Origin of the sequence: Rahnella sp. WP5, from assembly GCF_000745615.1 — a bacterium.
Lineage (GTDB): Bacteria > Pseudomonadota > Gammaproteobacteria > Enterobacterales > Enterobacteriaceae > Rahnella > Rahnella aceris.
Window position 1 is genome coordinate 1 of the sequence record NZ_JQJR01000013.1, and the last position, 23,174, is coordinate 23,174.

24 protein-coding genes are annotated in these 23,174 nt (G+C 50.0%); 8 read left to right on the plus strand and 16 right to left on the minus strand.

Annotated elements, in window-relative coordinates; genetic code table 11:
• Positions 1-360 precede the first annotated feature (360 nt).
• Positions 361-927, minus strand: a complete 567-nt coding sequence (gene gmhB / locus EX31_RS12875; protein WP_013574225.1) for a D-glycero-beta-D-manno-heptose 1,7-bisphosphate 7-phosphatase — start codon at positions 925-927, stop codon at positions 361-363.
• A 179-nt stretch (positions 928-1,106) separates the two neighbouring features.
• On the opposite strand from gmhB, the gene metN reads away from it, so the two are divergent.
• The 6 genes from metN to proS all read left to right on the plus strand — a co-directional run bounded on the left by metN (position 1,107) and on the right by proS (position 6,796).
• Positions 1,107-2,138: a methionine ABC transporter ATP-binding protein MetN gene (gene metN, locus EX31_RS12880; protein WP_013574224.1), complete on the plus strand. Its 1,032-nt coding sequence runs from the start codon at positions 1,107-1,109 to the stop codon at positions 2,136-2,138.
• Positions 2,131-2,784, plus strand: a complete 654-nt coding sequence (locus EX31_RS12885) for a methionine ABC transporter permease MetI (protein ID WP_013574223.1) — start codon at positions 2,131-2,133, stop codon at positions 2,782-2,784. The genes metN and EX31_RS12885 overlap by 8 nt, the downstream gene beginning before the upstream one ends.
• Positions 2,785-2,845: 61 nt before the next feature.
• Entirely contained in the window at positions 2,846-3,661 is an 816-nt protein-coding gene (locus tag EX31_RS12890; RefSeq protein ID WP_037035129.1) for a MetQ/NlpA family lipoprotein, read from the plus strand.
• A gap of 186 nt (positions 3,662-3,847) precedes the next feature.
• Entirely contained in the window at positions 3,848-4,255 is a 408-nt protein-coding gene (rcsF, locus tag EX31_RS12895; RefSeq protein WP_013574221.1) for an Rcs stress response system protein RcsF, read from the plus strand.
• The gene (tsaA, locus tag EX31_RS12900; protein WP_037035132.1) at positions 4,252-4,959 is read left to right on the plus strand and encodes a tRNA (N6-threonylcarbamoyladenosine(37)-N6)-methyltransferase TrmO; all 708 of its coding nucleotides are present in this window, start codon (positions 4,252-4,254) and stop codon (positions 4,957-4,959) included. The genes rcsF and tsaA overlap by 4 nt, the downstream gene beginning before the upstream one ends.
• Before the next feature lie 118 nt (positions 4,960-5,077).
• Positions 5,078-6,796, plus strand: coding sequence for a proline--tRNA ligase (proS, locus tag EX31_RS12905; protein ID WP_037035133.1), 1,719 nt, complete (start codon positions 5,078-5,080; stop codon positions 6,794-6,796).
• An 86-nt stretch (positions 6,797-6,882) separates the two neighbouring features.
• Here the strand turns inward: proS and nlpE are convergent, their stop codons facing one another.
• The 3 genes from nlpE to EX31_RS12920 all read right to left on the minus strand — a co-directional run bounded on the left by nlpE (position 6,883) and on the right by EX31_RS12920 (position 8,602).
• Entirely contained in the window at positions 6,883-7,560 is a 678-nt protein-coding gene (gene nlpE, locus EX31_RS12910; RefSeq protein ID WP_037035134.1) for an envelope stress response activation lipoprotein NlpE, read from the minus strand.
• A gap of 65 nt (positions 7,561-7,625) precedes the next feature.
• The gene (gene arfB, locus EX31_RS12915) at positions 7,626-8,075 is read right to left on the minus strand and encodes an alternative ribosome rescue aminoacyl-tRNA hydrolase ArfB (protein WP_222940690.1); all 450 of its coding nucleotides are present in this window, start codon (positions 8,073-8,075) and stop codon (positions 7,626-7,628) included.
• Complete coding sequence (locus EX31_RS12920; protein ID WP_013574216.1) at positions 8,042-8,602, minus strand: YaeQ family protein; 561 nt, start codon at positions 8,600-8,602, stop codon at positions 8,042-8,044. The genes arfB and EX31_RS12920 overlap by 34 nt, the downstream gene beginning before the upstream one ends.
• Positions 8,603-8,817: 215 nt before the next feature.
• On the opposite strand from EX31_RS12920, the gene EX31_RS12925 reads away from it, so the two are divergent.
• Positions 8,818-9,018, plus strand: coding sequence for a YaeP family protein (locus EX31_RS12925; RefSeq protein ID WP_013574215.1), 201 nt, complete (start codon positions 8,818-8,820; stop codon positions 9,016-9,018).
• On the plus strand, positions 9,005-9,265 hold the full coding sequence (gene rof / locus EX31_RS12930; protein WP_013574214.1) for a Rho-binding antiterminator: 261 nt from the start codon (positions 9,005-9,007) through the stop codon (positions 9,263-9,265). Before EX31_RS12925 ends, rof begins: the two co-directional genes overlap by 14 nt.
• A 66-nt stretch (positions 9,266-9,331) precedes the next feature.
• On the opposite strand, the gene EX31_RS12935 is transcribed toward rof, so the two are convergent.
• The 12 genes from EX31_RS12935 to skp form a co-directional block, all read right to left on the minus strand.
• The gene (locus tag EX31_RS12935; protein WP_037035138.1) at positions 9,332-9,661 is read right to left on the minus strand and encodes a c-type cytochrome; all 330 of its coding nucleotides are present in this window, start codon (positions 9,659-9,661) and stop codon (positions 9,332-9,334) included.
• A 54-nt stretch (positions 9,662-9,715) separates the two neighbouring features.
• Positions 9,716-11,059, minus strand: a complete 1,344-nt coding sequence (tilS, locus tag EX31_RS12940) for a tRNA lysidine(34) synthetase TilS (RefSeq protein WP_037035139.1) — start codon at positions 11,057-11,059, stop codon at positions 9,716-9,718.
• Between the two features lie 7 nt (positions 11,060-11,066).
• Positions 11,067-11,456, minus strand: a complete 390-nt coding sequence (locus EX31_RS12945) for a VOC family protein (protein WP_015689431.1) — start codon at positions 11,454-11,456, stop codon at positions 11,067-11,069.
• Positions 11,457-11,542: 86 nt separating this feature from the next.
• The gene (locus EX31_RS12950; protein ID WP_013574210.1) at positions 11,543-13,690 is read right to left on the minus strand and encodes a lysine decarboxylase LdcC; all 2,148 of its coding nucleotides are present in this window, start codon (positions 13,688-13,690) and stop codon (positions 11,543-11,545) included.
• Positions 13,691-13,879: 189 nt separating this feature from the next.
• Positions 13,880-14,839, minus strand: a complete 960-nt coding sequence (accA, locus tag EX31_RS12955; protein ID WP_013574209.1) for an acetyl-CoA carboxylase carboxyl transferase subunit alpha — start codon at positions 14,837-14,839, stop codon at positions 13,880-13,882.
• Between the two features lie 12 nt (positions 14,840-14,851).
• Positions 14,852-18,334 carry a DNA polymerase III subunit alpha gene (gene dnaE / locus EX31_RS12960; protein WP_037035140.1) on the minus strand — a complete coding sequence of 1,161 codons (3,483 nt, stop codon included), beginning with the start codon at positions 18,332-18,334 and terminating at the stop codon, positions 14,852-14,854.
• Between the two features lie 83 nt (positions 18,335-18,417).
• The gene (gene rnhB, locus EX31_RS12965; RefSeq protein ID WP_037035141.1) at positions 18,418-19,014 is read right to left on the minus strand and encodes a ribonuclease HII; all 597 of its coding nucleotides are present in this window, start codon (positions 19,012-19,014) and stop codon (positions 18,418-18,420) included.
• Entirely contained in the window at positions 19,011-20,159 is a 1,149-nt protein-coding gene (gene lpxB / locus EX31_RS12970) for a lipid-A-disaccharide synthase (RefSeq protein ID WP_037035142.1), read from the minus strand. Before lpxB ends, rnhB begins: the two co-directional genes overlap by 4 nt.
• A gap of 18 nt (positions 20,160-20,177) precedes the next feature.
• Positions 20,178-20,966 (minus strand): acyl-ACP--UDP-N-acetylglucosamine O-acyltransferase, encoded by a 789-nt coding sequence (gene lpxA / locus EX31_RS12975; protein ID WP_013574205.1) that lies wholly within the window; start codon positions 20,964-20,966, stop codon positions 20,178-20,180.
• Between the two features lie 3 nt (positions 20,967-20,969).
• Positions 20,970-21,425: a 3-hydroxyacyl-ACP dehydratase FabZ gene (gene fabZ / locus EX31_RS12980; RefSeq protein WP_013574204.1), complete on the minus strand. Its 456-nt coding sequence runs from the start codon at positions 21,423-21,425 to the stop codon at positions 20,970-20,972.
• 147 nt (positions 21,426-21,572) lie between these two features.
• Entirely contained in the window at positions 21,573-22,595 is a 1,023-nt protein-coding gene (gene lpxD, locus EX31_RS12985; protein ID WP_013574203.1) for a UDP-3-O-(3-hydroxymyristoyl)glucosamine N-acyltransferase, read from the minus strand.
• 2 nt (positions 22,596-22,597) lie between these two features.
• Positions 22,598-23,095, minus strand: coding sequence for a molecular chaperone Skp (skp, locus tag EX31_RS12990; RefSeq protein ID WP_013574202.1), 498 nt, complete (start codon positions 23,093-23,095; stop codon positions 22,598-22,600).
• Positions 23,096-23,174 lie beyond the last annotated feature (79 nt).

Consider the following 23,174-nt stretch of genomic DNA (forward strand, 5'->3'; position numbering starts at 1 on the left):
TAATAATTCAACTAAATGAATTACTGCTTGGTCACTCTAAGACTTGATATTTTTTGCCACCGAAGTGGCTGATATCGTCTTGTGAGTGCCCACACAGATTGTCTGATAAATTGTTAAAGAGCAGTGAGTTACGCGCTTTCGCTTGCTAACTCGAGGTGGCGTATATTACGCTTTCCTCATTCAGTGTCAACCGTTTATTTTATCCGGTTGCCGCTGTTTTTAATCTTTCCGACCCGGTCACTTCGTGATGTTGTTCACGTTGTTCCCTGTCGATGGAGCGGCATTATAGGGAGTTGGATTTTAATGGCAAGCGAATAAATACAGTTTTATTTCGTTTGCCGTTTTTTTGTCCAGAAGCCGTTATTTCTGCCCTTTTGCTATAAAGGAAGGCAATGCAGCAAGGCTTTCCAGTACCGCATCCGCAGCACTTTCACTTTCCGGGGTTACGGGTTTGCCGGTACGAACTAAAATCTTATGCCCCACTCCTGCAGCAGCAGCTGCCTGCATATCTTCCAGTTTGTCGCCCACCATATAAGAAGAGGCCATATCAATGCCTAGTTCTTCTTTGGCCGTCAAAAACATCCCAGGTTGCGGCTTACGGCAATCACAGGCTTGTGTAAACTCCTTAACCAAGCCTTCAGGATGATGCGGACAAAAATAGATACCGTCGAGATCCACGCCACGATCGGCAAGCGACCAGTCCATCCACTCGGTCAGAGTCAGAAACTGATCTTCAGTAAATTTGCCGCGTGCTATACCGGACTGATTGGTGACCAGCACCAGTAAAAAGCCCATCTCTTTTAATTTAAGACAAGCATCGATTACACCGTCGATAAACTGGAAGTTATCGATTTCATGTACATAACCATGATCGACATTCAAAGTGCCATCACGGTCGAGAAAGATTGCTGAAACAGGTTGTGCCACGAATTTGCTCCTGATGGCTGATTAACGGCGCCAGTATCGCATGTTTTCAATGCTTGTGAGAATGCTAACCTGGTTGACTTAGACGTCTAGACGCCTTAGCATCCACGACATGCTACGGGGAAGACCTCCGCAGAGTTAAATTCACCACGTCACGGCAAAAAGACAGAATAAAAAATAATATGATTAAACTTTCTAACATCACCAAGATTTTCCTGCAGGGTTCGCGCCAGATCGTCGCGCTCTCTGACGTGAGTCTTCACGTCCCTGCCGGACAAATTTATGGCGTAATCGGTTCTTCCGGCGCGGGGAAAAGTACCTTAATACGCTGCGTCAATTTGCTGGAGCGCCCGACTAAAGGCCAGGTGTTGGTCGATGGTCAGGATCTGATGTCCTTCTCAGAGAAAGCGCTGACCCGCGCACGCCGCCAGATTGGCATGATTTTCCAGCACTTTAACCTGCTGTCCTCTCGCACCGTTTTTGGCAACGTTGCCCTGCCACTCGAACTCGACAATCTTTCTTCAGCCGATATTAAGAAACGAGTTTCCGAGCTGCTGAGCCTGGTCGGGCTGGAAGATAAGCATGATGCCTACCCGGCGAATCTTTCCGGTGGACAAAAACAACGCGTAGCCATTGCCCGTGCGCTGGCCAGTAATCCAAAAGTATTGCTGTGTGATGAAGCTACCAGTGCACTGGATCCAGCTACCACCCGCGCAATCCTGGAATTACTAAAAGATATCAACCGTCGTCTGGGTCTCACGATTCTGCTGATCACCCATGAGATGGACGTCGTAAAACGCATTTGCGATCAAGTTGCTGTGATCAGCGATGGCAAACTGATTGAGCAGGATAAAGTAAGCGAGATGTTCTCACATCCTAAGACTCCGCTTGCACAGCAATTTATTCAGTCAACGTTGCACCTGGATATTCCGGAAGATTACGCCGTGCGTCTGGTACCCCAGCCTGAAACGGGTCGCGTTCCTTTACTGCGCCTGGAGTTTACCGGTCAGTCCGTTGATGCCCCGCTGCTTTCCGAAGCAGTCCGTCGCTTTGACATCAACAATAATATTATCAGTGCTCAGATGGATTATGCCGGCGGTGTAAAGTTCGGGATTATGCTGACAGAAATGCACGGTTCAGAAGAAAATACTCAGGCGGCAATTCAGTTCCTGCATGAGAATCAGGTGAAAGTAGAGGTGCTGGGTTATGTCTGAGGCAATGATGTGGTTAATGGGCCGCGGAATCTGGGAAACGGTCATCATGACGCTAACCTCTGGCTTCTTTGGTTTTGTGTTAGGTTTGCCTTTCGGCGTACTGCTGTACGTCACCCGTCCGGGTCAGATTGCAGAGAATAAAAATATCTATCGCGTGATGTCAGCGCTGGTTAACATTTTCCGTTCCATTCCTTTTATTATCTTGCTGGTATGGATGATTCCCTTCACGCGTATGATTGTCGGCACCTCAATCGGTTTGCAGGCAGCGATTGTCCCGCTGACTGTGGGTGCTGCGCCGTTTATTGCCCGCATGGTTGAGAATGCCCTGCTGGAAATTCCAAGCGGTCTGGTGGAAGCCGCCCGCGCAATGGGTGCAACACCGATGCAGATCATCCGAAAAATCTTATTGCCGGAAGCTCTGCCAGGTCTGGTCAATGCTGCCACCATCACGCTGATCACTCTTGTAGGCTATTCTGCTATGGGTGGCGCTGTCGGTGCCGGTGGTTTGGGACAAATCGGTTATCAGTACGGTTATATCGGTTACGACGCAACTGTCATGAATACTGTATTAGTCCTGCTAGTGGTTTTGGTGTATTTAATTCAATTTTGTGGCGACCGCATCGTAAAAGCAGTCACACATAAATAACAAAACAACAGCTGTAATAGCTACCTGTGAATGATTTATATCCGTTTATTGAGGAAAGGACATGTCTAACAAATTCAAATCCATTGCAGTTGTCGGCGCGCTTCTGGGATCGCTGGCTTTAGTGGGCTGCGGGCCAAAAGAACAAGTTCCAAATCACATCAAAGTGGGTGTGATCGTAGGCTCTGAACAGCAGGTCGCTGAAGTTGCACAGAAAGTAGCTAAAGAGAAATACGGTCTTGATGTTGAGCTGGTGACTTTCAATGATTATGTATTGCCTAACGAAGCACTGAGCAAAGGTGACATCGATGTTAACGCCTTCCAGCATAAACCTTATCTTGATCAGCAGATCAAAGATCGCGGTTACAAACTGGTCCCGGTGGGTAACACGTTCGTTTACCCAATCGCCGGTTACTCTAAGAAAATCAAATCTATTGATGAGCTGAAAAATGGCGACCAGGTTGCGCTGCCAAACGACCCGACTAATCTCGGCCGTTCTCTGCTGCTGCTGCAAAAACAAGGTCTGATCAAACTGAAAGACGGTGTTGGTCTGTTACCGACAGTTCTGGATGTGACTGAGAACCCTAAAAATCTGAAACTGGTCGAACTCGAAGCACCACAACTGCCACGTTCACTGGATGATGCGAAAATCGCTCTGGCCGTAATCAACACCACTTACGCCAGCCAGATCAACCTGACGCCAGAGAAAGACGGTATCTTCGTAGAAGATAAAGAATCTCCATACGTGAACCTGATCGTTGCACGTGAAGATAACAAAGATGCTGAAAACGTGAAGAAATTCGTTCAGGCTTACCAGTCTGATGAAGTGAACGCTGCAGCGAATAAAATCTTCAACGGTGGCGCAGTGAAAGGTTGGTAATTGCCCGAAATCAGGAACCCTACTTTTTTCCTGAGTATTCGTTTCTAAGATAGTAAGCTCGCAAATACATCTTTTCATAAATAAATAACAAGGCGGGCTGATGCCCGCCTTGTTATTTTCTCAATACCTTGGTTCAATAACGCCACATTCTTTCCTGTAAACATATTAAAAAGCAGAGGATATACCATGCGTGCTTTACCTCTCTGTTTGTCGGCACTTTTGCTGGCGGGTTGTTCCCTGACTCAACACACACAGCCAACCCCCCCTGCGCCTGTTGTAAAAGAAGAACCAAAACCTGTCAAACCAAAGCCGACACCAGTACGCCCCGCTCCTGTAAAGCTCTATAAAGATGCAGAAGCTTTAGTCGGAACTCCATTCCGTGATCTGGGCGAAGTCTCCGGCGAATCTTGCCAGAGCGCTCAAAATGATGCGCCACCGAGTCTGGCTACTGCACGGAAAAGAATGCTGACCCGTGCATCCTATATGAAGGCCAATGCCGTATTGTTACATCAGTGCCAGATTATCAGCGGCGTACCAGGCTGCTTCCAGCAGGCGATTTGTCAGGGTTCCGCCCTGAACGTCACGTTTAAATGACCTCATTTTCTTTTGAGCAAATAGGGATCATTCACTCGCCCTATAAAGAGAAGTTTGCTGTTCCGCGCCAGCCCGGATTGATCCAGGATGGTGGCGGCGAATTACATCTGCATCCGCCTTATAACCAGCCCGAAGCTGTTCGCGGGCTGGAAGACTTCAGCCATTTATGGGTGATGTTTATTTTCCATCAGACGATGGAAAGCGGCTGGCATCCGACAGTTCGCCCACCACGTTTGGGCGGGAATGTGCGTACCGGTGTATTTGCCACCCGTTCAACCTTCCGGCCTAATCCGCTCGGGATGTCTCTGGTTGAACTGAAAGGGATTCGCTGTCAGGGTCAGAATGTCATTCTGCAGCTTGGCAGTCTGGATTTAGTGGATGGCACACCTGTTGTGGACATTAAGCCGTATCTTCCATTTGCGGAAAGCCATCCTGATGCACGCGCCGGTTTTGCTCAGCACGCACCTGATGCCGATATGCCGGTAGAATTTTTACCGCAGGCTGAACAGCAACTGGCTGAGCATGCGAGGCAATACCCGCATCTGCGCCGCTTCATCACGCAGGTTTTAGGACAGGATCCCCGTCCGGCTTATCGTAAAGGTGAAGCCACAGCGCGCGATTATGCCGTTCGTTTACTAGAGTTTAATGTCCGCTGGCGGGTCACAGGCTCTGTGAATCAGGTATTGTCCCTCGACAAAGACTAAATTTCCTCTGCCTCTCTTTTGACAATAGCAACTCGCTGGTAAACTAAGCCACTTTTCACGTTTTGGCTGCCCATGGCAGCCCGATTGCAATTTGCAGTGCTAACGGAACCAACACATCATGCGTACTACTCAATATCTGCTCTCTACACTGAAAGAGACGCCAGCCGACGCGGAAGTTATCAGCCACCAGCTGATGCTGCGCGCAGGGATGATCCGTAAACTGGCCTCAGGCCTGTATACCTGGCTGCCGACCGGCTTACGTGTTCTCAAGAAAGTTGAAAACATCGTACGCGAAGAAATGAACAACGCGAACGCCATTGAAGTGTCGATGCCGGTAGTCCAGCCCGCTGATTTGTGGCAGGAGAGCGGACGTTGGGAGCAATATGGTCCGGAATTGTTACGTTTCGTTGATCGTGGCGAGCGCCCGTTCGTACTGGGTCCAACCCATGAAGAAGTGATCACTGACCTGATCCGTAATGAAGTCAGCTCATACAAGCAGCTGCCACTGAATTTCTTCCAGATCCAGACTAAATTCCGTGACGAAGTTCGCCCGCGTTTTGGTGTAATGCGTTCCCGTGAATTCCTGATGAAAGATGCCTACTCATTCCATACGACGCAGGAATCTTTGCAGGAAACTTATGACGCGATGTACGCGGCCTACAGTCAGATTTTCAACCGTATGGGTCTGGATTTCCGTGCCGTGCTGGCGGATACCGGTTCTATCGGCGGCAGCGCCTCTCACGAATTCCAGGTGCTGGCACAGAGCGGTGAAGATGATGTCGTATTCTCTGATTCTTCTGATTTCGCCGCTAACATCGAATTCGCAGAAGCGCTGGCTCCCGCAACGCCACGTGCTGCAGCAACAGAAGAAATGCGGATTGTCGAAACACCGGACGCAAAAACTATCGCTGAACTGACAGAACAGTTCCAGCTTCCGGTTGAGAAAACGGTGAAAACTCTGATGGTTCATGCAACAGCGGAAAGCGGTCATAAACTGGTTGCTTTGCTGGTTCGTGGTGATCATGAGCTGAACGAAATCAAAGCCGAGAAGCTGCCGCAAGTTGCTGCACCACTAACATTTGCAACGGAAGCGGAGATTCGTGAAATCGTCGCGGCTGGCCCGGGTTCACTCGGTCCGGTTAATCTGCCAATGCCAATCGTCGCGGATCGTACTGTTGCTGCAATGAGCGATTTCAGCGCAGGCGCTAACATCGACGGTAAACACTATTTCGGAATTAACTGGGATCGCGATGCTGCGCTGCCAGAAGTAGCCGATATCCGTAATGTGGTAGCCGGTGATCCAAGCCCTGATGGTCAGGGAACGCTGGTCATTAAACGCGGTATCGAAGTCGGTCATATCTTCCAGCTGGGAACCAAATATTCCGAAGCGATGAATGCTACCGTTCAGGGCGAAGATGGCCGTAACCAGTTGATGACCATGGGTTGTTACGGTATCGGTGTGACTCGTGTGGTCGCTGCAGCGATTGAACAAAACCACGATGACCGCGGTATTATCTGGCCGGATGCTATCGCACCGTTCCAGGTCGCTATCCTGCCAATGAACATGCACAAATCTTTCCGTGTGAAAGATGCGGCAGAAGCGCTGTATAAAGAACTGCGTTCACACGGTATCGATGTGATCCTCGACGATCGTAAAGAACGTCCGGGCGTCATGTTCGCGGACATGGAATTGATCGGTGTGCCGCATCAGGTGGTGATTGGTGATCGTAATCTGGATGCTGAAGAGCTGGAATACAAAAACCGTCGCACTGGCGAAAAACAGATGATCAAACAAAGCGATATCGTGGAATATCTGCTGAGCCAGATCCCGCGTTAAGATCCGCTGATGATCATTCGTCCATAAAAATGCCCGCATAATGCGGGCATTTTTATTTGTGCTATTCCGCCTGAGCCTAATCGCTTTTACGGGCAGGACTTCGTTGCATCAAACCGTACGTTTTTATCTGCAACCACAGCCTTTTGCACCTGCCCTTCTTCCATTGACGGCTCTGTCATGAAATGCCCGTCCATAGAAAGGAAGACCAGCTGATTGGGGGTTTTACGCGAGGCAAGATACCCTTCTTCCAGCGATTTATTTGCCGACATCGGGAATATGTTGCCTGTCACACAATCTTTAAAGGAAGCAGCATCGGCGCTGTATTGCATCATTCCGCTCAGTGCCATTGGCGTTTTCGGCAAATTCTGCTGCACCGGCGTCAACGTATAGTTGAATGTGGACGTAATCGGCTCACCGCTTTGATCCAACATTTCCAGATTTTCATCTTTCGGATGGAAATAACGTTTCTCGCCCTGGCTGTCCGTCAGCACCAGTTTATCCGCAGTGCGGGCCCAGCGTCCGTAGCTGGCAAACACCTGATCGCCCTCTTTGCCGCCCTGATATTCCTCCTGAAGGATGTAAGTCCCATCCTGATCCAGGAATAATGACGTCTTCAGGCCACTGCAATCTGCGCACGGCAACACGCCACTGTAACTCTGCTGCATAGCCTGCAACGGTTTTTCATGATTAAAGGCGGCGGTATGGCAACCGAAGAGTGACAGCGCCCCGAGCGCCAGCACTGCACTAATGATGATTTTTTTCACAGTTTCTCCCCTACTGCTTTTCTACAGTGCCGCGATAAAAATTGTCCTGCAGCACGAAGTTAGGGCTAACGTATTTTGCCCCGTAATGCTTTTGTCGCACCCTTGCGAACTTTACTTTCAACCCGACGAATTTTAGACCCACGAGTCGGCTTCGTCGCGCGGCGCGGTTTTTCTACTACCATCGCCTGTGAAATCAGTGCCCCCAACCGGGCCAGAGCGGCTTCGCGATTCATCTCCTGACTCCGGTATTCCTGGGCTTTGATAATGACCCAACCGTCGGCAGTAACAGAATGATGATTAAAAGCCAGTAACCGCTCTTTGTAATATTCTGGCAAACTCGACGCTTTAATATCAAAGCGTAAATGGATAGCCGTTGATGTTTTATTGACGTTCTGACCGCCGTTGCCCTGAGCGCGGATCGCCGTTAATTCGATTTCGCCGTCAGGTATTTCCAGTTTTCCTGAAAGGATTAGCACGCTGATTACCTGGCTTCTTTTATGACAGACTCTTTCCATTCAGAAAAATGAATTTCCAAATTACTCTGAGCATCAGAAAGCCAAATAGTTCCGTCCTGCAATGTCGCCTGTAAGTTCATGGTACGGCTGCCAAAAGCAGTCAATTGATTCAGCAACTCATCTTCTAAATAACGGATACGCAGGTTCTCAAAACCTCTGACTTTCCCCTCGATTTGCGACCACCAGACTTTCGCAGCACGCTCACCATACGCATAAAGGACCACCTCACGCGATTGGTTACAGGCTTTTTTCAGACGCTTCTCATCAGGTAGTCCTAATTCGACCCATAATTCGATGCCGTTATGATCGTTTTTACGCCAGATTTCCGGCTCATCTTCGGCGCTTAATCCGCGGGTAAAAGTCAGTCGTTCGTCGGCATGGTAAATCCATGCCAGCAGACGCAGCATCATGCGTTGTTCTGTTTCGGAAGGATGCTGTGCCAGAGTCAGGCTGGCGTCATGAAAGAAATTACGATCCATATCAGCGATATTGACCGCTGCTTTATAAATGGTTGCTTTTAACGCCATGGTAAACCCCTTGATAATAGACGCACAGTTTACTTGAAAGCATCCTGCTGCGGCCAGTTTTCCCCCGATGGTCATCCGCAATAAAGGCTTTACGCAAACGATTTACCTTTACAGGCCTGCTAATAACTCACACTCTCCTGTGCTATAGTCGTTAAATACTGAGAGCTTATCTTTCTGCGCTTTCCTCAGAGGGATACGCTTTTTAGGGAGAACTTATGCAACAATACTGTGAGTTGGTACGCCGTAGATATTCTGAAATTGCCAGCGGTGATCTCGGATATGTGCCCGATGCGTTGGGCTGTGTATTGAAAGCATTGGACGAAGTCGCAGCAAATGCTGAACTTCCGTCTTCCGTTAGGGACCAGGCGGCCTACGCCGCCGCTAACTTATTGGTGAGCGATTATGTCGATGAATGATGAGTACCAACCCATCAATTGTGATGACTACGATAATCTCGAGCTCGCCTGCCAGCATCACCTGGTTTTGACGCTGAAGATGCGTAGTGGAGAAGTCGTTGAGGCTAAAGCCAACGATTTGTTAATGCGTAAGAAAGTGGAATATCTGGTGGTTGAGGCGAACGGCGAACAACGAGATCTGCGTCTGGATCACATTGAAAGCTTTAGCCATCCGGAAATTGGCACCGTTGTCGTCAGTGCCGAATAGCGACAACCGACGTCAGTTACCTAACGGGCAATCTCAGGATTGCCCGTTTGCATTTCTGAAGCAATCTTATTTCAACGACGTCAGACTGGCGTAATACGCTGCCAAATCACTGATATCCTGATCGGATAATGACGCACTAAAAGCCTGCATCACACCCGCCTGCCCGCCACTTCTCTCACCCTTCTTGTAAGCATGCAGTGAAAGCGCCAGATAATCTGCATTTTGCCCTGCCAGATTAGGATAAATCGAATTAATGGCTTTACCCGTTGCGCCGTGACATGCCGAGCAGCTGGCTGATTTAGACTGCCCGTCAACCACATTTCCCCCCGCCAGAGCAGGCAAATTGATCAGCATCGATGCCACTATCCCTGCCAGTGTTCTTCCCATTACTTGCATCACAACTCCCCGGGCAAATAACATCCGCCTCAAATAAACCGTTCTTTCCGTTTATTACGCAGCCGACCAGATGATCCGCCATTGCGCTTCATTATTTTCAGCCCGGGACTGGCGCGTAATAAACCAACCCGGGGCTGCCATCAATTGATCATTGTAATAAACCAAAGGGATACGGCCCCGTTCCCATGGCGGCACACCTAACTCAGACCACAATTTTTTCGCCTGGCGCGCACGATCCCGCCCGACTTTTTCGATATATCCCTGCACCTGAAAACGCACAGTGATCTTTTCGCCAGCACGTGGCTGGCGGATCAAACAGTCAGCCCCCTGCGCGATGAGAACATGATCGGCCATCAGACAGCCCAGACCGTCAGGTAGCGTTAATTTTTCAGCCGGATCCCAGCAGAGGATTTGATCTTTAAGCGACCGGCGTTCTGGCAATACATACAAACGCCCACGGAAACGCCGGACTACCATTTTCCCCAGCACTAACTGCGCCTGGGCATCTTCGCGGCTCAAAGCTACCTCATCCCATATTCTCTGCAGTTGTTCACGCGAAGGCATTCTTGCGCCACGCAATGCCAGCCAGCGACGTAATAGCGCAGAGCGTCTGACGGCTGAAAACGCCTTCAGTCTCTCAACCGACAGACTGCCCTGCTCATCGGTCAATGAAGTGAGAGACTCACTGAGCAACTCATCCAGCAGCGTCTCCTGCTCTGCGCAAAGTGATGCGCTGCGGGCTGTGGCTTGCGCAAAGTGCGGCCAGCGCTGGTAAAGTGCGGGAAAAATATCCAGTCGCAGAAAATTGCGATCAAAGCGGGCATCCCGGTTACTGTCATCTTCAATCCAGCTGAGCTTTAACTGCTTCGCGTATTCTTCAAGCTGCTCACGGCTGAGCTCCAGAAAAGGCCTTAACAAGCGATAACCGTGTGTTGAACTGTCCCCGCTCATCGCCGAGAGACCGGCAGGTCCGCTTCCACGTTTAAGCGCCAGCATGAAAGTTTCGCATTGGTCATTCAGGTGTTGTGCTGTCAGTAACACTTCACCAGCAGTCAGACTTTCAGCAAATGCCTGATAACGTGCCGTTCGTGCCGCCGCTTCAATCCCACCTTCCTGTGCATCTACCTGCACTTTAGCGACGGAGAAAGGGATATCTCGCTGCTGACAAAACGTCTGGCAGTGTGCGACCCAGTCATCTGCAAACTGGCTTAGTCCATGATGGATATGCAATGCACGCAGTTCGATATCCGGCAACGCTTTGTCGCGTAACTCAGCCAGTCCGGCCAGCAGTACGGAAGAATCCAGTCCGCCGCTGAACGCAACGCAAAGTCTTCGTGCATCACCGATTTTATTGAGCAGATGTTTTGAAAGAAATGTCACGGCCAGTTTTGAACTCATAGGATAATCAGGATTCGTACAGTTCCAGCGGCAAGCCATCCGGATCGTTGAAGAAAGTAAATTTTTTGCCGGTATAAGGATCAATTCTTACCGGTTCGCAGACAATGCCGGCTTCAGTGAGGGCGGAAATGGACTGTGCGATATCTTCAACGCTGAACGCCAGATGGCGTAATCCGCACGCCTCAGGACGACTTGGCCGGGCTGGCGGTTGCGGAAAGCTGAATAATTCAATGGTGTAATGACCATTAAGCGCCAGGTCAGCTTTCCAGGAATCGCGTTCCTCACGGTAAAACTCCCCCAGTAACGTGAACCCGAGAATGTCACAGTAGAAGTGTTTGCTGGCCTGATAATCAGAGCCAATGATGGCGATATGATGGATCTGGCGGAGATTAAGCATAGTCATGTCCTGTTGATTTCTGACCTGCACGTTACTCAGGGCGGCCAAACACGTCAATAAAAAGCCCTCCTAAAGAGGGCAGTTTGCTAGCCCGCTTCCGGAAGTTTTAAGACCTTCACCAGATAGCGCCCGTCTTCTGTGAGCCGCGTTCCATGAATATCAGTTTCAAAACCGGGGTAACGCTCGCCTATCGAACAAAGCATAATCAGGAAATCGAGCACAGCCCGACTTTCTTCCGTGATCATCTCGCCCGGCATCACTACAGGTACACCCGGCGGATAAGGCAGGATCATGTTGGCTGACACTTTGCCGACCAGTTCATCAATGTCGCATTCATCAATATGTCCGCGTACCTGATGCTGGAACATTTCGTACGGCGTCATTTTCATTTCAGGCAGCACATCAAATGCTTCCAGCATTAAACGCGGCAGGTCGTGACGAACGATCAGTTTGTGGATCCCCTGCGCCAGATCCTGAATCCGCATATTGCGATAAAAATCAGGATCTTCCGCATACAGATCAGGCAGCATATTCTTGACCCGCAAATTGAGATCATAACTGCGCTTAAAATCAGTCAGGCCGCGCATCAGACTCATGGATTTGGTTTTATCAATGCCGATACTGAACAGGAAAAGCAGATTGTACGGACCGGTTTTTTCTACCACCACACCGCGCTCATCGAGGAATTTCGCCACTAACGCCGCCGGGATCCCCTGTTCTTCCAGCTTACCCGTTTCATCCATTCCGGGTGTCAGGATCGTCACTTTGATCGGATCAAGATACATATGATCGGTATCGGCGTTGGCAAAACCGTGCCAGTTTTGATCGGGGTTCAGCGGCCAGCACTCGGCTTCATCAATATATTCAGGCTGCCAGATATCAAAGAACCAGCCCTCGGTTTCTTCCCGCAACCGCTGTATCTCCTTACGGAAATGCAGCGCGCGTTCAACCGAGCGGTTAATGAGACGCCGTCCGGGGTTACCGCGCAACATCGCCGCAGCAGTTTCTGCAGAAGCCACAATGCCGTAATTTGGCGATGTTGTGGTGTGCATCATATAGGCTTCATTAAAGGTACTTTCGTTGTAATCACCCTTAATGTGAATCATCGATGCCTGAGAGAAAGCTGCCAGTAGTTTGTGCGTTGATTGCGTTTCGTAAATGACTTTTCCGGGAATGCGCTCGCCGCTCATTCCGCTTTTACCGTCATAAATCGGATGGAAATTAGTGTATGGCACCCATGCAGAATCGAAATGAATCGACGGAACATCCAGTGTGTTTTTGATGTAATCCGTGTTGTACAGCAAGCCGTCGTAAGTCGAGTTAGTGATCACTGCGTGCACTGGCCAGGTGGCATTCTCTGTCTGTGCAATTTTATCTTCGATGCTTTCGCGGGTGAATTCATGCTTAGGAATCCCGCCAAGAATGCCATACGCGTTGCGATTGGGGCGCAAATAGACCGGCACAATATTGGTCATCATCATCAGATGGGCGAGCGATTTATGACAGTTGCGGTCAATCAGCACCGTACTCCCTGCCGGTGCCGCATACATTCCGACAATTTTATTGGCCGTCGAGGTGCCATTAGTGACGATATAACTTTGCTCGGCGCCGAAAGTACGGGCGATATATTCCTCCGCCTCTAGATGCGGACCAGTGTGATCCAACAGGGAACCAAGTTCTGTCACAGAAATCGACACATCGGCTTTCAACGTTTTGGCCCCGAAAAAATCATAGAACAACGTCCCTACCGGGCTTTTTAAAAACGCCGTACCGGCCATATGCCCCGGCGTACAGAAAGTGTACTTTCCTTCTTCTACGTAGGTGAACAACGCTTTAGTCAGCGGCGGCGTAATGGTATCGATGTATTCATCGGTGTACTGGCGGATGCGTTTGGCAATATCCTCCGCCGCACTCAGTGCGTATTCAAAGAAATAGAGCACCATGCGCATTTCATTAACGTCGACGTCCAGCGTCGAATGCGTATTGATGAAAGCGTAAAGCGGCAGATATTCATTCAGCTCATTAATGGCTGTACACAGCTCTTCGCTATGCTGATCCCAGTCGAAAATAGCGCCGCAAATACGGGCATTATTTTCGATGAGTTTGAGCAGATCCGCGCGATCGCGCGGATAAATGACCTGAAATCCGAGAAGCGTCAGCGCGCTATCCAGTTCACGGATCGGCTCGTCTTTGTAGTAAGCCCCTTCCGGGCGCATGATAGCGATAATATTCATCTGACAAATCCTTCTGTTATTTATTTTCTAAGGTATTTATAGAAACACGGTTAGTGCCTGCTGGGTACCCTTTACCGTTGAGTTTAAAGTGAAATGGGGAAATTTAAGAATGCTGGAAAGATGGATAGATGAAAACGGACAATAAAAAAGGCCACGCAATGCGTGGCCTTTCGAAAATCACCTTCAGGATCAGCAGTAGCCGTAAGTCATCAGACGCTGATAACGACGGTTACGCAGCTCTTCCGTACTCAACACATCCAGATCGCTCAGATCAGCTTCAAGTTGTGCACGCAGAGAAGCAGCCATCGCTTCTACATTACGGTGAGCGCCACCCAAAGGCTCAGGGATCACAGAGTCGATCAGTTTCAGCTCTTTCAGACGCGGTGCAATGATGCCCATCGCTTCCGCGGCCAGAGGGGCTTTATCCGCACTCTTCCACAGAATTGATGCACAACCTTCCGGCGAAATAACCGAATAGGTGCTGTATTGCAGCATATTAACTTTATCACCCACACCAATCGCCAGTGCACCACCTGAACCACCTTCACCGATAACGGTGCAGATAACCGGGACATTCAGACGGGACATTTCGCGCAGGTTACGGGCGATCGCTTCAGACTGACCACGTTCTTCAGCGCCCACGCCCGGATAAGCGCCCGGTGTGTCGATGAAGGTGATGATTGGCAGTTTGAAACGCTCAGCCATTTCCATCAGACGTAGCGCTTTGCGATACCCTTCCGGGGCGGGCATGCCGAAGTTACGACGAATTTTCTCTTTCGTTTCACGGCCTTTCTGATGACCAATGATCATCACGGCACGTTCGCCCAAACGAGCAATACCACCAACGATAGCTTTATCGTCTGCGAATGCACGATCACCCGCCAGTTCATCAAAATCGGTAAAGATATGTTTGATGTAATCAAGCGTATAAGGACGACGAGGATGGCGTGCCAGTTGGGCAATTTGCCAGGCACCCAGATCAGAGAAAATCTTACGGGTCAGTTCAACGCTTTTCTCGCGCAAGCGTGCAACTTCTTCGTCCAGATTAATATCTAATTTTTCGTCTTGACGGCTGACTGCAGTCAGCGAGTCAATTTTCGCTTCCAGTTCCGCAATCGGCTGTTCAAAATCAAGAAAATTCAGACTCATAGCATTCCTATTTTAGTCAAATTCCAGTTCCACCTGCTCAGTACCGACCAGGCCTCGCAAATCCAGCAACAGTTTGTCCGTTGGCGTAACACGCCATGACGCCCCGAATCGTAGCCGGGCTCTTGCGTTTTCTCGTTGGTAATACAGATGCACTGGTATCGTCCCCGATCGATGTGGTTCCAACGATTGGCGGAGACGGTTCAAAAGCTGGTCATCAATTTGCCTGTCAGTCAGCGAGATAGCAAGACCGCGAGCATATTTTTCCCGTGCTTCACTGATGTCCATTACATCGCGGGCCATCATTTTAAGCCCGCCACTGAAGTCATCAAAGCTGACCTGTCCTGTGGCGATAAGGATACGGTCTTTTTCCAATAAATGCTGGAATTTTTCCAACGCTTCGGTGAACAACATCACTTCCAGACGACCGGAACGGTCATCAAGTGTACAGATCCCAATGCGGTTACCCCGCTTGGTGACCATGACACGCGCAGCGAGGACCAGCCCCACTGCGACGGTCATTTTGCCCCGTTCCGTCGGGTGCATATCTTTCAAACGCTGGCCACCGCCATAACGTTCAATTTCTTTCAAATATTGTGTGATCGGATGGCCGGTCAGATACAAGCCGAGCGTCTCACGTTCGCCATCCAGAACCGTTTGTTCCGGCCATGGCATCACATTCGCGTAAGATTTCTCAACCTGCTCAGGCGCTTCTGCAAGCACACCAAACATATCAACCTGACCAATCGCCTCGGCTTTGGCATGTTGATCAGCGGCTTTCAATGCGTCGCTTAAGGAACTCATCAACGCGGCACGATGTGGTCCCAGACGGTCAAACGCCCCGGACATGATCAGCTTCTCGAGAATACGTTTGTTCAGTTTTTTGACGTCAGCACGCGCGCAGAGATCAAACAGTTCTTTGAAATAGCCGCCTTCGTTACGCGCTTCAATAATGGCTTCAATCGGACCTTCACCCACGCCTTTAATCGCGCCGATGCCGTAAACAATTTCGCCTTCATCATTCACGTGGAAATGATACAGACCGCTGTTGATATCAGGCGGTAAAATCTTCAGCCCCATACGCCAGCATTCATCCACCAGCCCGACCACTTTCTCGGTGTTATCCATATCAGCCGTCATTACCGCCGCCATGAACTCCGCAGGATAGTGCGCTTTCAGCCACAGCGTCTGATACGAGACTAAAGCGTAAGCCGCCGAGTGAGATTTGTTAAAACCGTAACCGGCAAATTTCTCTACCAGATCAAAGATTTTAATCGCCAGTTCGCCGTCAATACCCCGAGATTTGGCCCCGTCTTCAAAACCACCGCGCTGCTTGGCCATCTCGACCGGGTTTTTCTTACCCATTGCACGGCGGAGCATGTCTGCACCACCCAGCGAGTAACCGGCCAGAACCTGCGCAATCTGCATAACCTGTTCCTGATACAGGATGATGCCGTATGTCGGCTCCAGCACAGGTTTCAGGGATTCATGCTGCCACTGGATATCCGGATAAGAAATCTCTTCACGACCATGTTTACGGTCAATAAAGTTATCCACCATGCCGGACTGCAATGGCCCAGGGCGGAACAGCGCGACCAGTGCGATCATATCTTCGAAGCTGTCGGGCTTCAGACGTTTGATCAAATCTTTCATGCCGCGGGATTCAAGCTGGAATACCGCCGTGGTTTCCGAGCGTTGCAGCATGTCGAAGCTTTTTTTATCATCCAGCGGGATGGCCGCAATATCCAGCGGTGCCTCACCGGCTTTCGCACGGCGGGCGTTGATCATCTCCAGCGCCCAGTCGATGATGGTCAGCGTACGCAGACCGAGGAAGTCGAACTTCACCAGACCCGCGTATTCCACGTCATTTTTATCGAACTGCGTGACCGGGTGATTACCTTCGGCGTCGCAATAAAGCGGCGCGAAATCAGTGATTTTGGTCGGCGCAATCACCACACCACCGGCATGTTTACCGGCATTACGGGTTACACCTTCCAGCTGACGCGCCATATCGATCAGCGACTTAACTTCTTCGTCAGCCTCGTAAATCTCTGGCAACTGCGGCTCAGCGGCAAATGCTTTTTCAAGCGTCATCCCCGGATCAGGAGGCACCAGTTTGGAAATGCGGTCAACGAAACCGTAAGGATGCCCCAGAACACGGCCCACATCGCGGATCACCGCTTTGGCCGCCATGGTACCGAAGGTGATGATCTGCGAGACCGCTTCGCGGCCATACATTTCTGAAACGTGATCGATAACCCGGTCGCGTTTTTCCATGCAGAAGTCGACGTCAAAGTCGGGCATGGAAACACGCTCAGGGTTAAGGAAACGTTCGAACAGCAGGTCAAACTCGAGCGGATCCAGATCGGTGATTTTCAGGGCATACGCCACCAGAGAACCCGCACCGGAACCACGCCCCGGCCCGACAGGCACGCTGTTATCTTTCGACCACTGGATAAATTCCATTACGATCAGGAAGTAACCGGGGAAACCCATCTGGTTGATAACTTTAAGTTCGATGTCCAGACGCTCGTCATATTCAGGGCGTCTTTGTGCACGAACTTCCGGATCCGGGAATAAAAACTCAAGGCGCTCTTCCAGCCCGATTTTTGATTTTTCGACCAGAAAATCTTCAGTGGTCATATCACCGGTAGGGAACTGCGGCAGGAAATATTCGCCCAGACGGATGGTGACATTACAGCGTTTGGCGATTTCCACGCTGTTTTGCAGAGCTTCAGGCAAATCCTCGAACAGTTCGCACATTTCATCTTCACTGCGCATATATTGCTGTGAAGTGTAATTGCGCGGACGTTTAGGATCATCCAGTGTAAAACCATCGTGGATCGCAACACGAATCTCATGGGCATCAAAGTCGGTCGGCACCATAAAGCGCACGTCGTTGGTTGCCACCACCGGCAAACCGCGTTCTGTCGCCAGTGCGACCGCCGCATGCAGATAGTTTTCTTCTTCTGCCCGACCGGTACGGATCAATTCGAGATAATAGCGATCAGGGAAATACTGCTGGTAGAAATCCAGGCACTGACTGACTTGCAAATCATTTCCGCGGGTCAGAAACTTACCGACATCACCCATTCTCGCGCCGGAAAGCAGGATCAAACCTTCATTGAGTTCTGCCAGCCATTCGAGATCGACGATCGGCCCGGCAGCGCCGTAACCGCGCTGATATGCTCTGGAAATCAATAATGTCAGGTTCTGGTAGCCCTGATTATTCATCGCCAGAATAGTCAGTTGGGCCAGTTCATCACCCAGAATTTCGCTTTGGACATTCAGGTCTGCACCGATAATCGGTTTTACACCTGCGCCATGTGCTGCACCGTAAAATTTAACCAGTCCGCACAAGTTAGTGAAATCGGTAATCGCCAGAGCAGGCATGCCGAGTGACGCTGCGCATTTCACCAGCGGACCGACCTTCGCAAGCCCATCCACCATGGAATAGTCGCTATGTACACGCAGATGAATAAAACGAGGTTCGGCCATATCCAGAGTCCAGAAATGAGTGAATTAAAGGTTTGTGTGCCCGTCTTTTTTAGCAATAAAAACGGGCAGGAACAAATGACGCGTTATGCCAGTCCGAGCGCGCGTTTCACCGGTGAAAAACTTCGCCGGTGGTGTGTAGTGGCTCCAAGACGGGCAAGACTTTCAAGATGCACCGGCGTCGGATAGCCTTTGTGCTTCGCAAAACCATATTCAGGGAACTGAAGATCCAGTTCAACCATTTCGCGGTCGCGGGTGACTTTAGCCAAAATTGAGGCTGCGCTAATTTCAGCGACTTTGCTGTCCCCTTTCACTATCGCCTGTGAAGCCATCGGAAGTTTAGGGCAGCGATTGCCGTCAATCAGCACCATATCAGGCGTAATACACAAACCGGCAACGGCTCTTTGCATTGCCAGCATGGTGGCATGCAAAATATTCAGTTCATCAATTTCATGTGGTTCAGCGCGCCCGAGACTCCAGGCCAGCGCTTTCTCTTTGATTTCGATGTATAACGCCTCGCGGCGCTTTTCAGAGAGTTTCTTGGAATCTGCCAGCCCGGCAATCGGGTTAGCAGGATCAAGAATCACAGCAGCGGTGACGACTGCCCCCACCAAAGGACCGCGCCCCACTTCATCCACGCCTGCAATACAGACGGCTTGTGGATAGATAAATACATCACTCATCGCTTTGCCAGCTCCATGACAGCCTGAGCAGCCTGTTCGTCTGCGTCACGGCGGATACTTTCATGCAGTTCCAGGAACGTCTCACGCAGTTCCCGGCTTTTCTCACCACCGGCCAATAAAGGCAGCAACGCAGCAGAAAGTTTGTCAGGTACACATTCGGTTTGCAGTAATTCGGTGACAATTTCCCGCCGTGCCAGCAGATTTGGCAATGAAACATACGGCGTTTTCACCAGACGTTCCGCCAGCCAGAAAGTGAAAGGCTTCATACGATAACCCACGACCATCGGGCATTTTGCCAGCATACATTCCAGCGCTGCCGTTCCCGATGCCAGTAAAGCGGCATCACTGGCGATCATCGCTTCCCGACCTTTCCCATCGAGCAAATGCGCAGGAAGATCAGGGGCTATTTCAGCCTTGATCCGTTCAAACTGCTCGCGACGTTTGGCATTCACCAGGGGCACAACGACATGTAAATCAGGATAAGTCTGTCGTAGCTGCAAAGCTGTTTTCAGAAAATCCGCGCTGAGCATTTCCACTTCAGCGTGACGACTTCCCGGCAGCAAAGCAAGGCAATGCACATCTTCAGGAATACCGAGTGACAAACGTGCAGCCTGTTTATCAGGATGCAGCGGCATCGCATCGGCCATCGTATGACCAATGAAACGACAGGGAACATTGAATTTGTCATAAAACGCTTTTTCGAAAGGCAGGAATGCCAAAACCAGATCCGTTGCCTTGCCGATTTTGAAAACACGTTTTTGACGCCAGGCCCAGACAGACGGGCTGACATAGTGAATAGTACGCAGACCGCGCTGCTTCAAACGACCTTCAAGCGTGATGTTGAAGTCAGGAGCATCAATGCCCACGAACACATCAGGCTTCAGTTCGCTAAAACGACGGGTCAGATCTTTGCGGATTTTCAACAAGCGTGGCAGCCGTTCAAGAACTTCCACCACGCCCATTACCGCCAGTTCTTCCATCTCGTACCAGGCTTCGCATCCTTCCGCCTGCATCAGCGGACCCGCGACACCCACAAAACGGGCATCAGGATGATGCTTCTTCAAGGCTCGAATCAGCCCGGCGCCAAGAATGTCACCGGACGTTTCACCGGCCACCAGGCCAATTGTCAGAACAGGCTTTTGCATTGTTTTCCGTAGCGCAGATCAGCGAATAATACCGCGCGTTGAGCGGTCAAAGAAATCACTGAAAGGTTTAGCTTTCGGGAATTCAGCCGCGATAGCAGCGATTTCCGGTTGTGCTTCTTCCAGCGTTTTACCGCTGCGGTACAGTAACTTATAAGCATTGCGAATAGCGTGCAGATCGGCTTTTTCGAAACCACGTCGCTTAAGCCCTTCGATATTGATGCCGAAAGGTGTCGCATGGTTACCTTGCGCAATGACAAACGGAGGAACATCCTGAGCAACCCCGGAACATCCACCCACCATCACATGCGCACCGATAATACAGAACTGATGCACTGCCGTCATGCCGCCAATGATCGCGAAATCATCAACCTCAACGTGACCACCGAGGGTCGCGTTGTTCGCCAGAATACAGCGATTCCCAATGACACAATCGTGGGCAATATGTGCGTTAACCATCAACAGGTTATCACTACCCACTTTTGTCAGACCACCGCCCTGAACGGTACCACGATGAATGGTAACGCTCTCACGAATATTGTTGCGATCGCCGACCTCAACGCGTGTTGGTTCACCGGCATATTTCAGATCCTGGTTAATTTCACCAATGGAAACGAACTGAAAGATGCGGTTATCGCGACCAATTTTGGTCACGCCATTAAGAACTACGTGTGATTTAAGCTCGGTGCCTTCACCAATTTCTACCTGGGAACCCACGTAGCAGAAAGGACCGATATGAACTCTGGCACCGATAACAGCACCGTCTTCAACAATAGCGCTTGGATGAATAAAGGCGGTTTTATCAATCATGTATTAAGACTCCCGGCGGCGGGCGCACATCATTGATGCCTCGCAAGCGATCTCGCCATCGACTTTCGCGACACCTTTGAAACGAGCAACGCCACGACGCTCTTTAATGAATTCAACTTCCAGAACCATCTGGTCACCCGGCAGGACCGGACGTTTAAAGCGTGCATCGTCGATTGCTGCAAAATAATACAATTCGCCAGGTTCCAGTTTTCCAACGCTTTTAAACGCCAGAATGCCGGTGGCCTGAGCCATTGCTTCAAGAATCAAAACGCCCGGGAAAATCGGTTTACCCGGGAAATGGCCCTGGAAGAACGGTTCGTTAAAAGAAACGTTTTTCACAGCGCGCAAAAATTTCCCTTTCTCAAAATCCAACACGCGATCAACCAGCAAGAACGGGTAACGGTGTGGCAGTAAATCCAGTATCTCTTCAATATGCAGAGTATGAGTGTCAGTAGTCAAAATACTCTTCCTGTCTATAAAAACTGATGGCATCAATAACACGGCCTGCCAGACCCCAAAAGAAGGTCATCAGGCAGGCCGCAAATAGGAACGTATGTCGCAGGTTCACTCAACGAAGGGAACACAAAGCAGCACCGTAGGTGGTAATTAATCTTTTTCGATTTTACGCTCGACAGCTTTGAGGCGTTTATTCATCTCGTCGATATTCATTACCAATGCAGCCGTCTTACGCCAAACTTTATTCGGTTGTAACGGGATACCGGAGGAGTATACCCCAGGTTCAGTGATTGGTCGCATTACCATTCCCATTCCCGTCACTACGGCCTGATCACAGATTTCCATGTGACCATTGATAACACTGGCTCCGCCGATCTGGCAGTAGCGTCCAATTTTCAGACTACCGGCCATAATAACACCGCCAGCGACCGCCGTATTGTCTCCAATCACGACGTTGTGTGCAATCTGGCATTGGTTATCAATGATGACGCCATTGCTAATGATAGTGTCATCCAGTGCGCCACGGTCAATCGTGGTACAGGCACCGATTTCAACACGGTCACCGATAATGACAGTACCTAACTGTGGGATTTTAACCCAATTACCACGATCATTGGCATAACCAAAACCATCAGCGCCGATCACAGTACCTGACTGAATCAAGCACTGCTCGCCGATTTCAACGCGGTGATAAATAGAAACATTGGCCCACAAACGTGTGCCAGCACCTATTTTTGCCTCTTTACCGATAAAACAGCCTGCACCGATGACAACATTGTCACCCAATACAACGCCTGATTCGATGACTGCATTTGCGCCAACCGAGACATTCTTACCTAATGTTGCACTGTCTGAAATCACCGCACTCGCCGCGATATCCACTGCCGGTGCTGGCGTGGTATCCAGCAATTGCGCCATCCGCGCATACGTCAGGTAAGGGTTTTTAACCACTAATGCCGCTGTAGGGCAAAATGGCAGATCCGCTTCGGTCAACACTACGGCGCCTGCATTGCAGGAAGCCAACTGTTCACGGTAACGGCTGTTTGATAAAAACGTGATTTGCTCAGAGTGTGCGGAATGCATTGAAGCAACGCCGGTGATGGCAATTTCGCCATCACCGTGCAATTGTGCATCCAACTGCTGTGCGAGATCAGCCAGTCGAATTGAAGACATGTTTATTTAACCTGTTTCAGCACATCAGCAGTAATGTCTTTGCTATTGTCAGCATATGCAATGGCATTAGCATCGATAACAACGTCATAACCTTCTTTACTTGCTACAGTTTTCACAGCGTCCTGAATACGGCTCAGGATTTTGTTGCGCTCTTCGCCCTGACGACGACGGTTGTCCTGGTCGAATTGCTGCGCTTTTGCAGAGAATGCTTCACGCTGAGCCATTACGTCTTTTTCAAGTTTAGAACGGTCGCTGGCTTTCATTGTAGAGCCATCGCGTTGCAGACGTTGCATTTTGGTTTGCAGATCACGTTCCTGAGATTGCAAATCTGTCGCACGGCTTTTGAACTCGTTTTCCAGCTGTTTTGCTACAGCTTCACGAGCAGGCATTTGTTGGAAAATACTTGCTACGTTAACGATAGCAATTTTATCAGCAGCCTGAACGCTAGCTGAAGAAGCCATAACTAAACCGAGGCCTGCGGCATATAACCACTTTTTCACTATAAACTCCTTCCATCACCCGTTGTGCCATATGGCACATTAAATTACACAAAACACCTGACATGAAAACAATACACGG

Coding starts and splice junctions, on each gene's coding strand:
- metN (WP_013574224.1), top strand. CDS start 1,107: ATGATTAAACTTTCTAACATCACCAAGATTTTCCTGCAGGGTTCGCGC.
- EX31_RS12885 (WP_013574223.1), top strand. CDS start 2,131: ATGTCTGAGGCAATGATGTGGTTAATGGGCCGCGGAATCTGGGAAACG.
- EX31_RS12890 (WP_037035129.1), top strand. CDS start 2,846: ATGTCTAACAAATTCAAATCCATTGCAGTTGTCGGCGCGCTTCTGGGA.
- rcsF (WP_013574221.1), top strand. CDS start 3,848: ATGCGTGCTTTACCTCTCTGTTTGTCGGCACTTTTGCTGGCGGGTTGT.
- tsaA (WP_037035132.1), top strand. CDS start 4,252: ATGACCTCATTTTCTTTTGAGCAAATAGGGATCATTCACTCGCCCTAT.
- proS (WP_037035133.1), top strand. CDS start 5,078: ATGCGTACTACTCAATATCTGCTCTCTACACTGAAAGAGACGCCAGCC.
- arfB (WP_222940690.1), bottom strand. CDS start 8,075: ATGGAAAGAGTCTGTCATAAAAGAAGCCAGGTAATCAGCGTGCTAATC.
- EX31_RS12920 (WP_013574216.1), bottom strand. CDS start 8,602: ATGGCGTTAAAAGCAACCATTTATAAAGCAGCGGTCAATATCGCTGAT.
- EX31_RS12925 (WP_013574215.1), top strand. CDS start 8,818: ATGCAACAATACTGTGAGTTGGTACGCCGTAGATATTCTGAAATTGCC.
- rof (WP_013574214.1), top strand. CDS start 9,005: ATGTCGATGAATGATGAGTACCAACCCATCAATTGTGATGACTACGAT.
- EX31_RS12935 (WP_037035138.1), bottom strand. CDS start 9,661: ATGCAAGTAATGGGAAGAACACTGGCAGGGATAGTGGCATCGATGCTG.
- tilS (WP_037035139.1), bottom strand. CDS start 11,059: ATGAGTTCAAAACTGGCCGTGACATTTCTTTCAAAACATCTGCTCAAT.
- EX31_RS12945 (WP_015689431.1), bottom strand. CDS start 11,456: ATGCTTAATCTCCGCCAGATCCATCATATCGCCATCATTGGCTCTGAT.
- EX31_RS12950 (WP_013574210.1), bottom strand. CDS start 13,690: ATGAATATTATCGCTATCATGCGCCCGGAAGGGGCTTACTACAAAGAC.
- accA (WP_013574209.1), bottom strand. CDS start 14,839: ATGAGTCTGAATTTTCTTGATTTTGAACAGCCGATTGCGGAACTGGAA.
- dnaE (WP_037035140.1), bottom strand. CDS start 18,334: ATGGCCGAACCTCGTTTTATTCATCTGCGTGTACATAGCGACTATTCC.
- rnhB (WP_037035141.1), bottom strand. CDS start 19,014: ATGAGTGATGTATTTATCTATCCACAAGCCGTCTGTATTGCAGGCGTG.
- lpxB (WP_037035142.1), bottom strand. CDS start 20,159: ATGCAAAAGCCTGTTCTGACAATTGGCCTGGTGGCCGGTGAAACGTCC.
- lpxA (WP_013574205.1), bottom strand. CDS start 20,966: ATGATTGATAAAACCGCCTTTATTCATCCAAGCGCTATTGTTGAAGAC.
- lpxD (WP_013574203.1), bottom strand. CDS start 22,595: ATGTCTTCAATTCGACTGGCTGATCTCGCACAGCAGTTGGATGCACAA.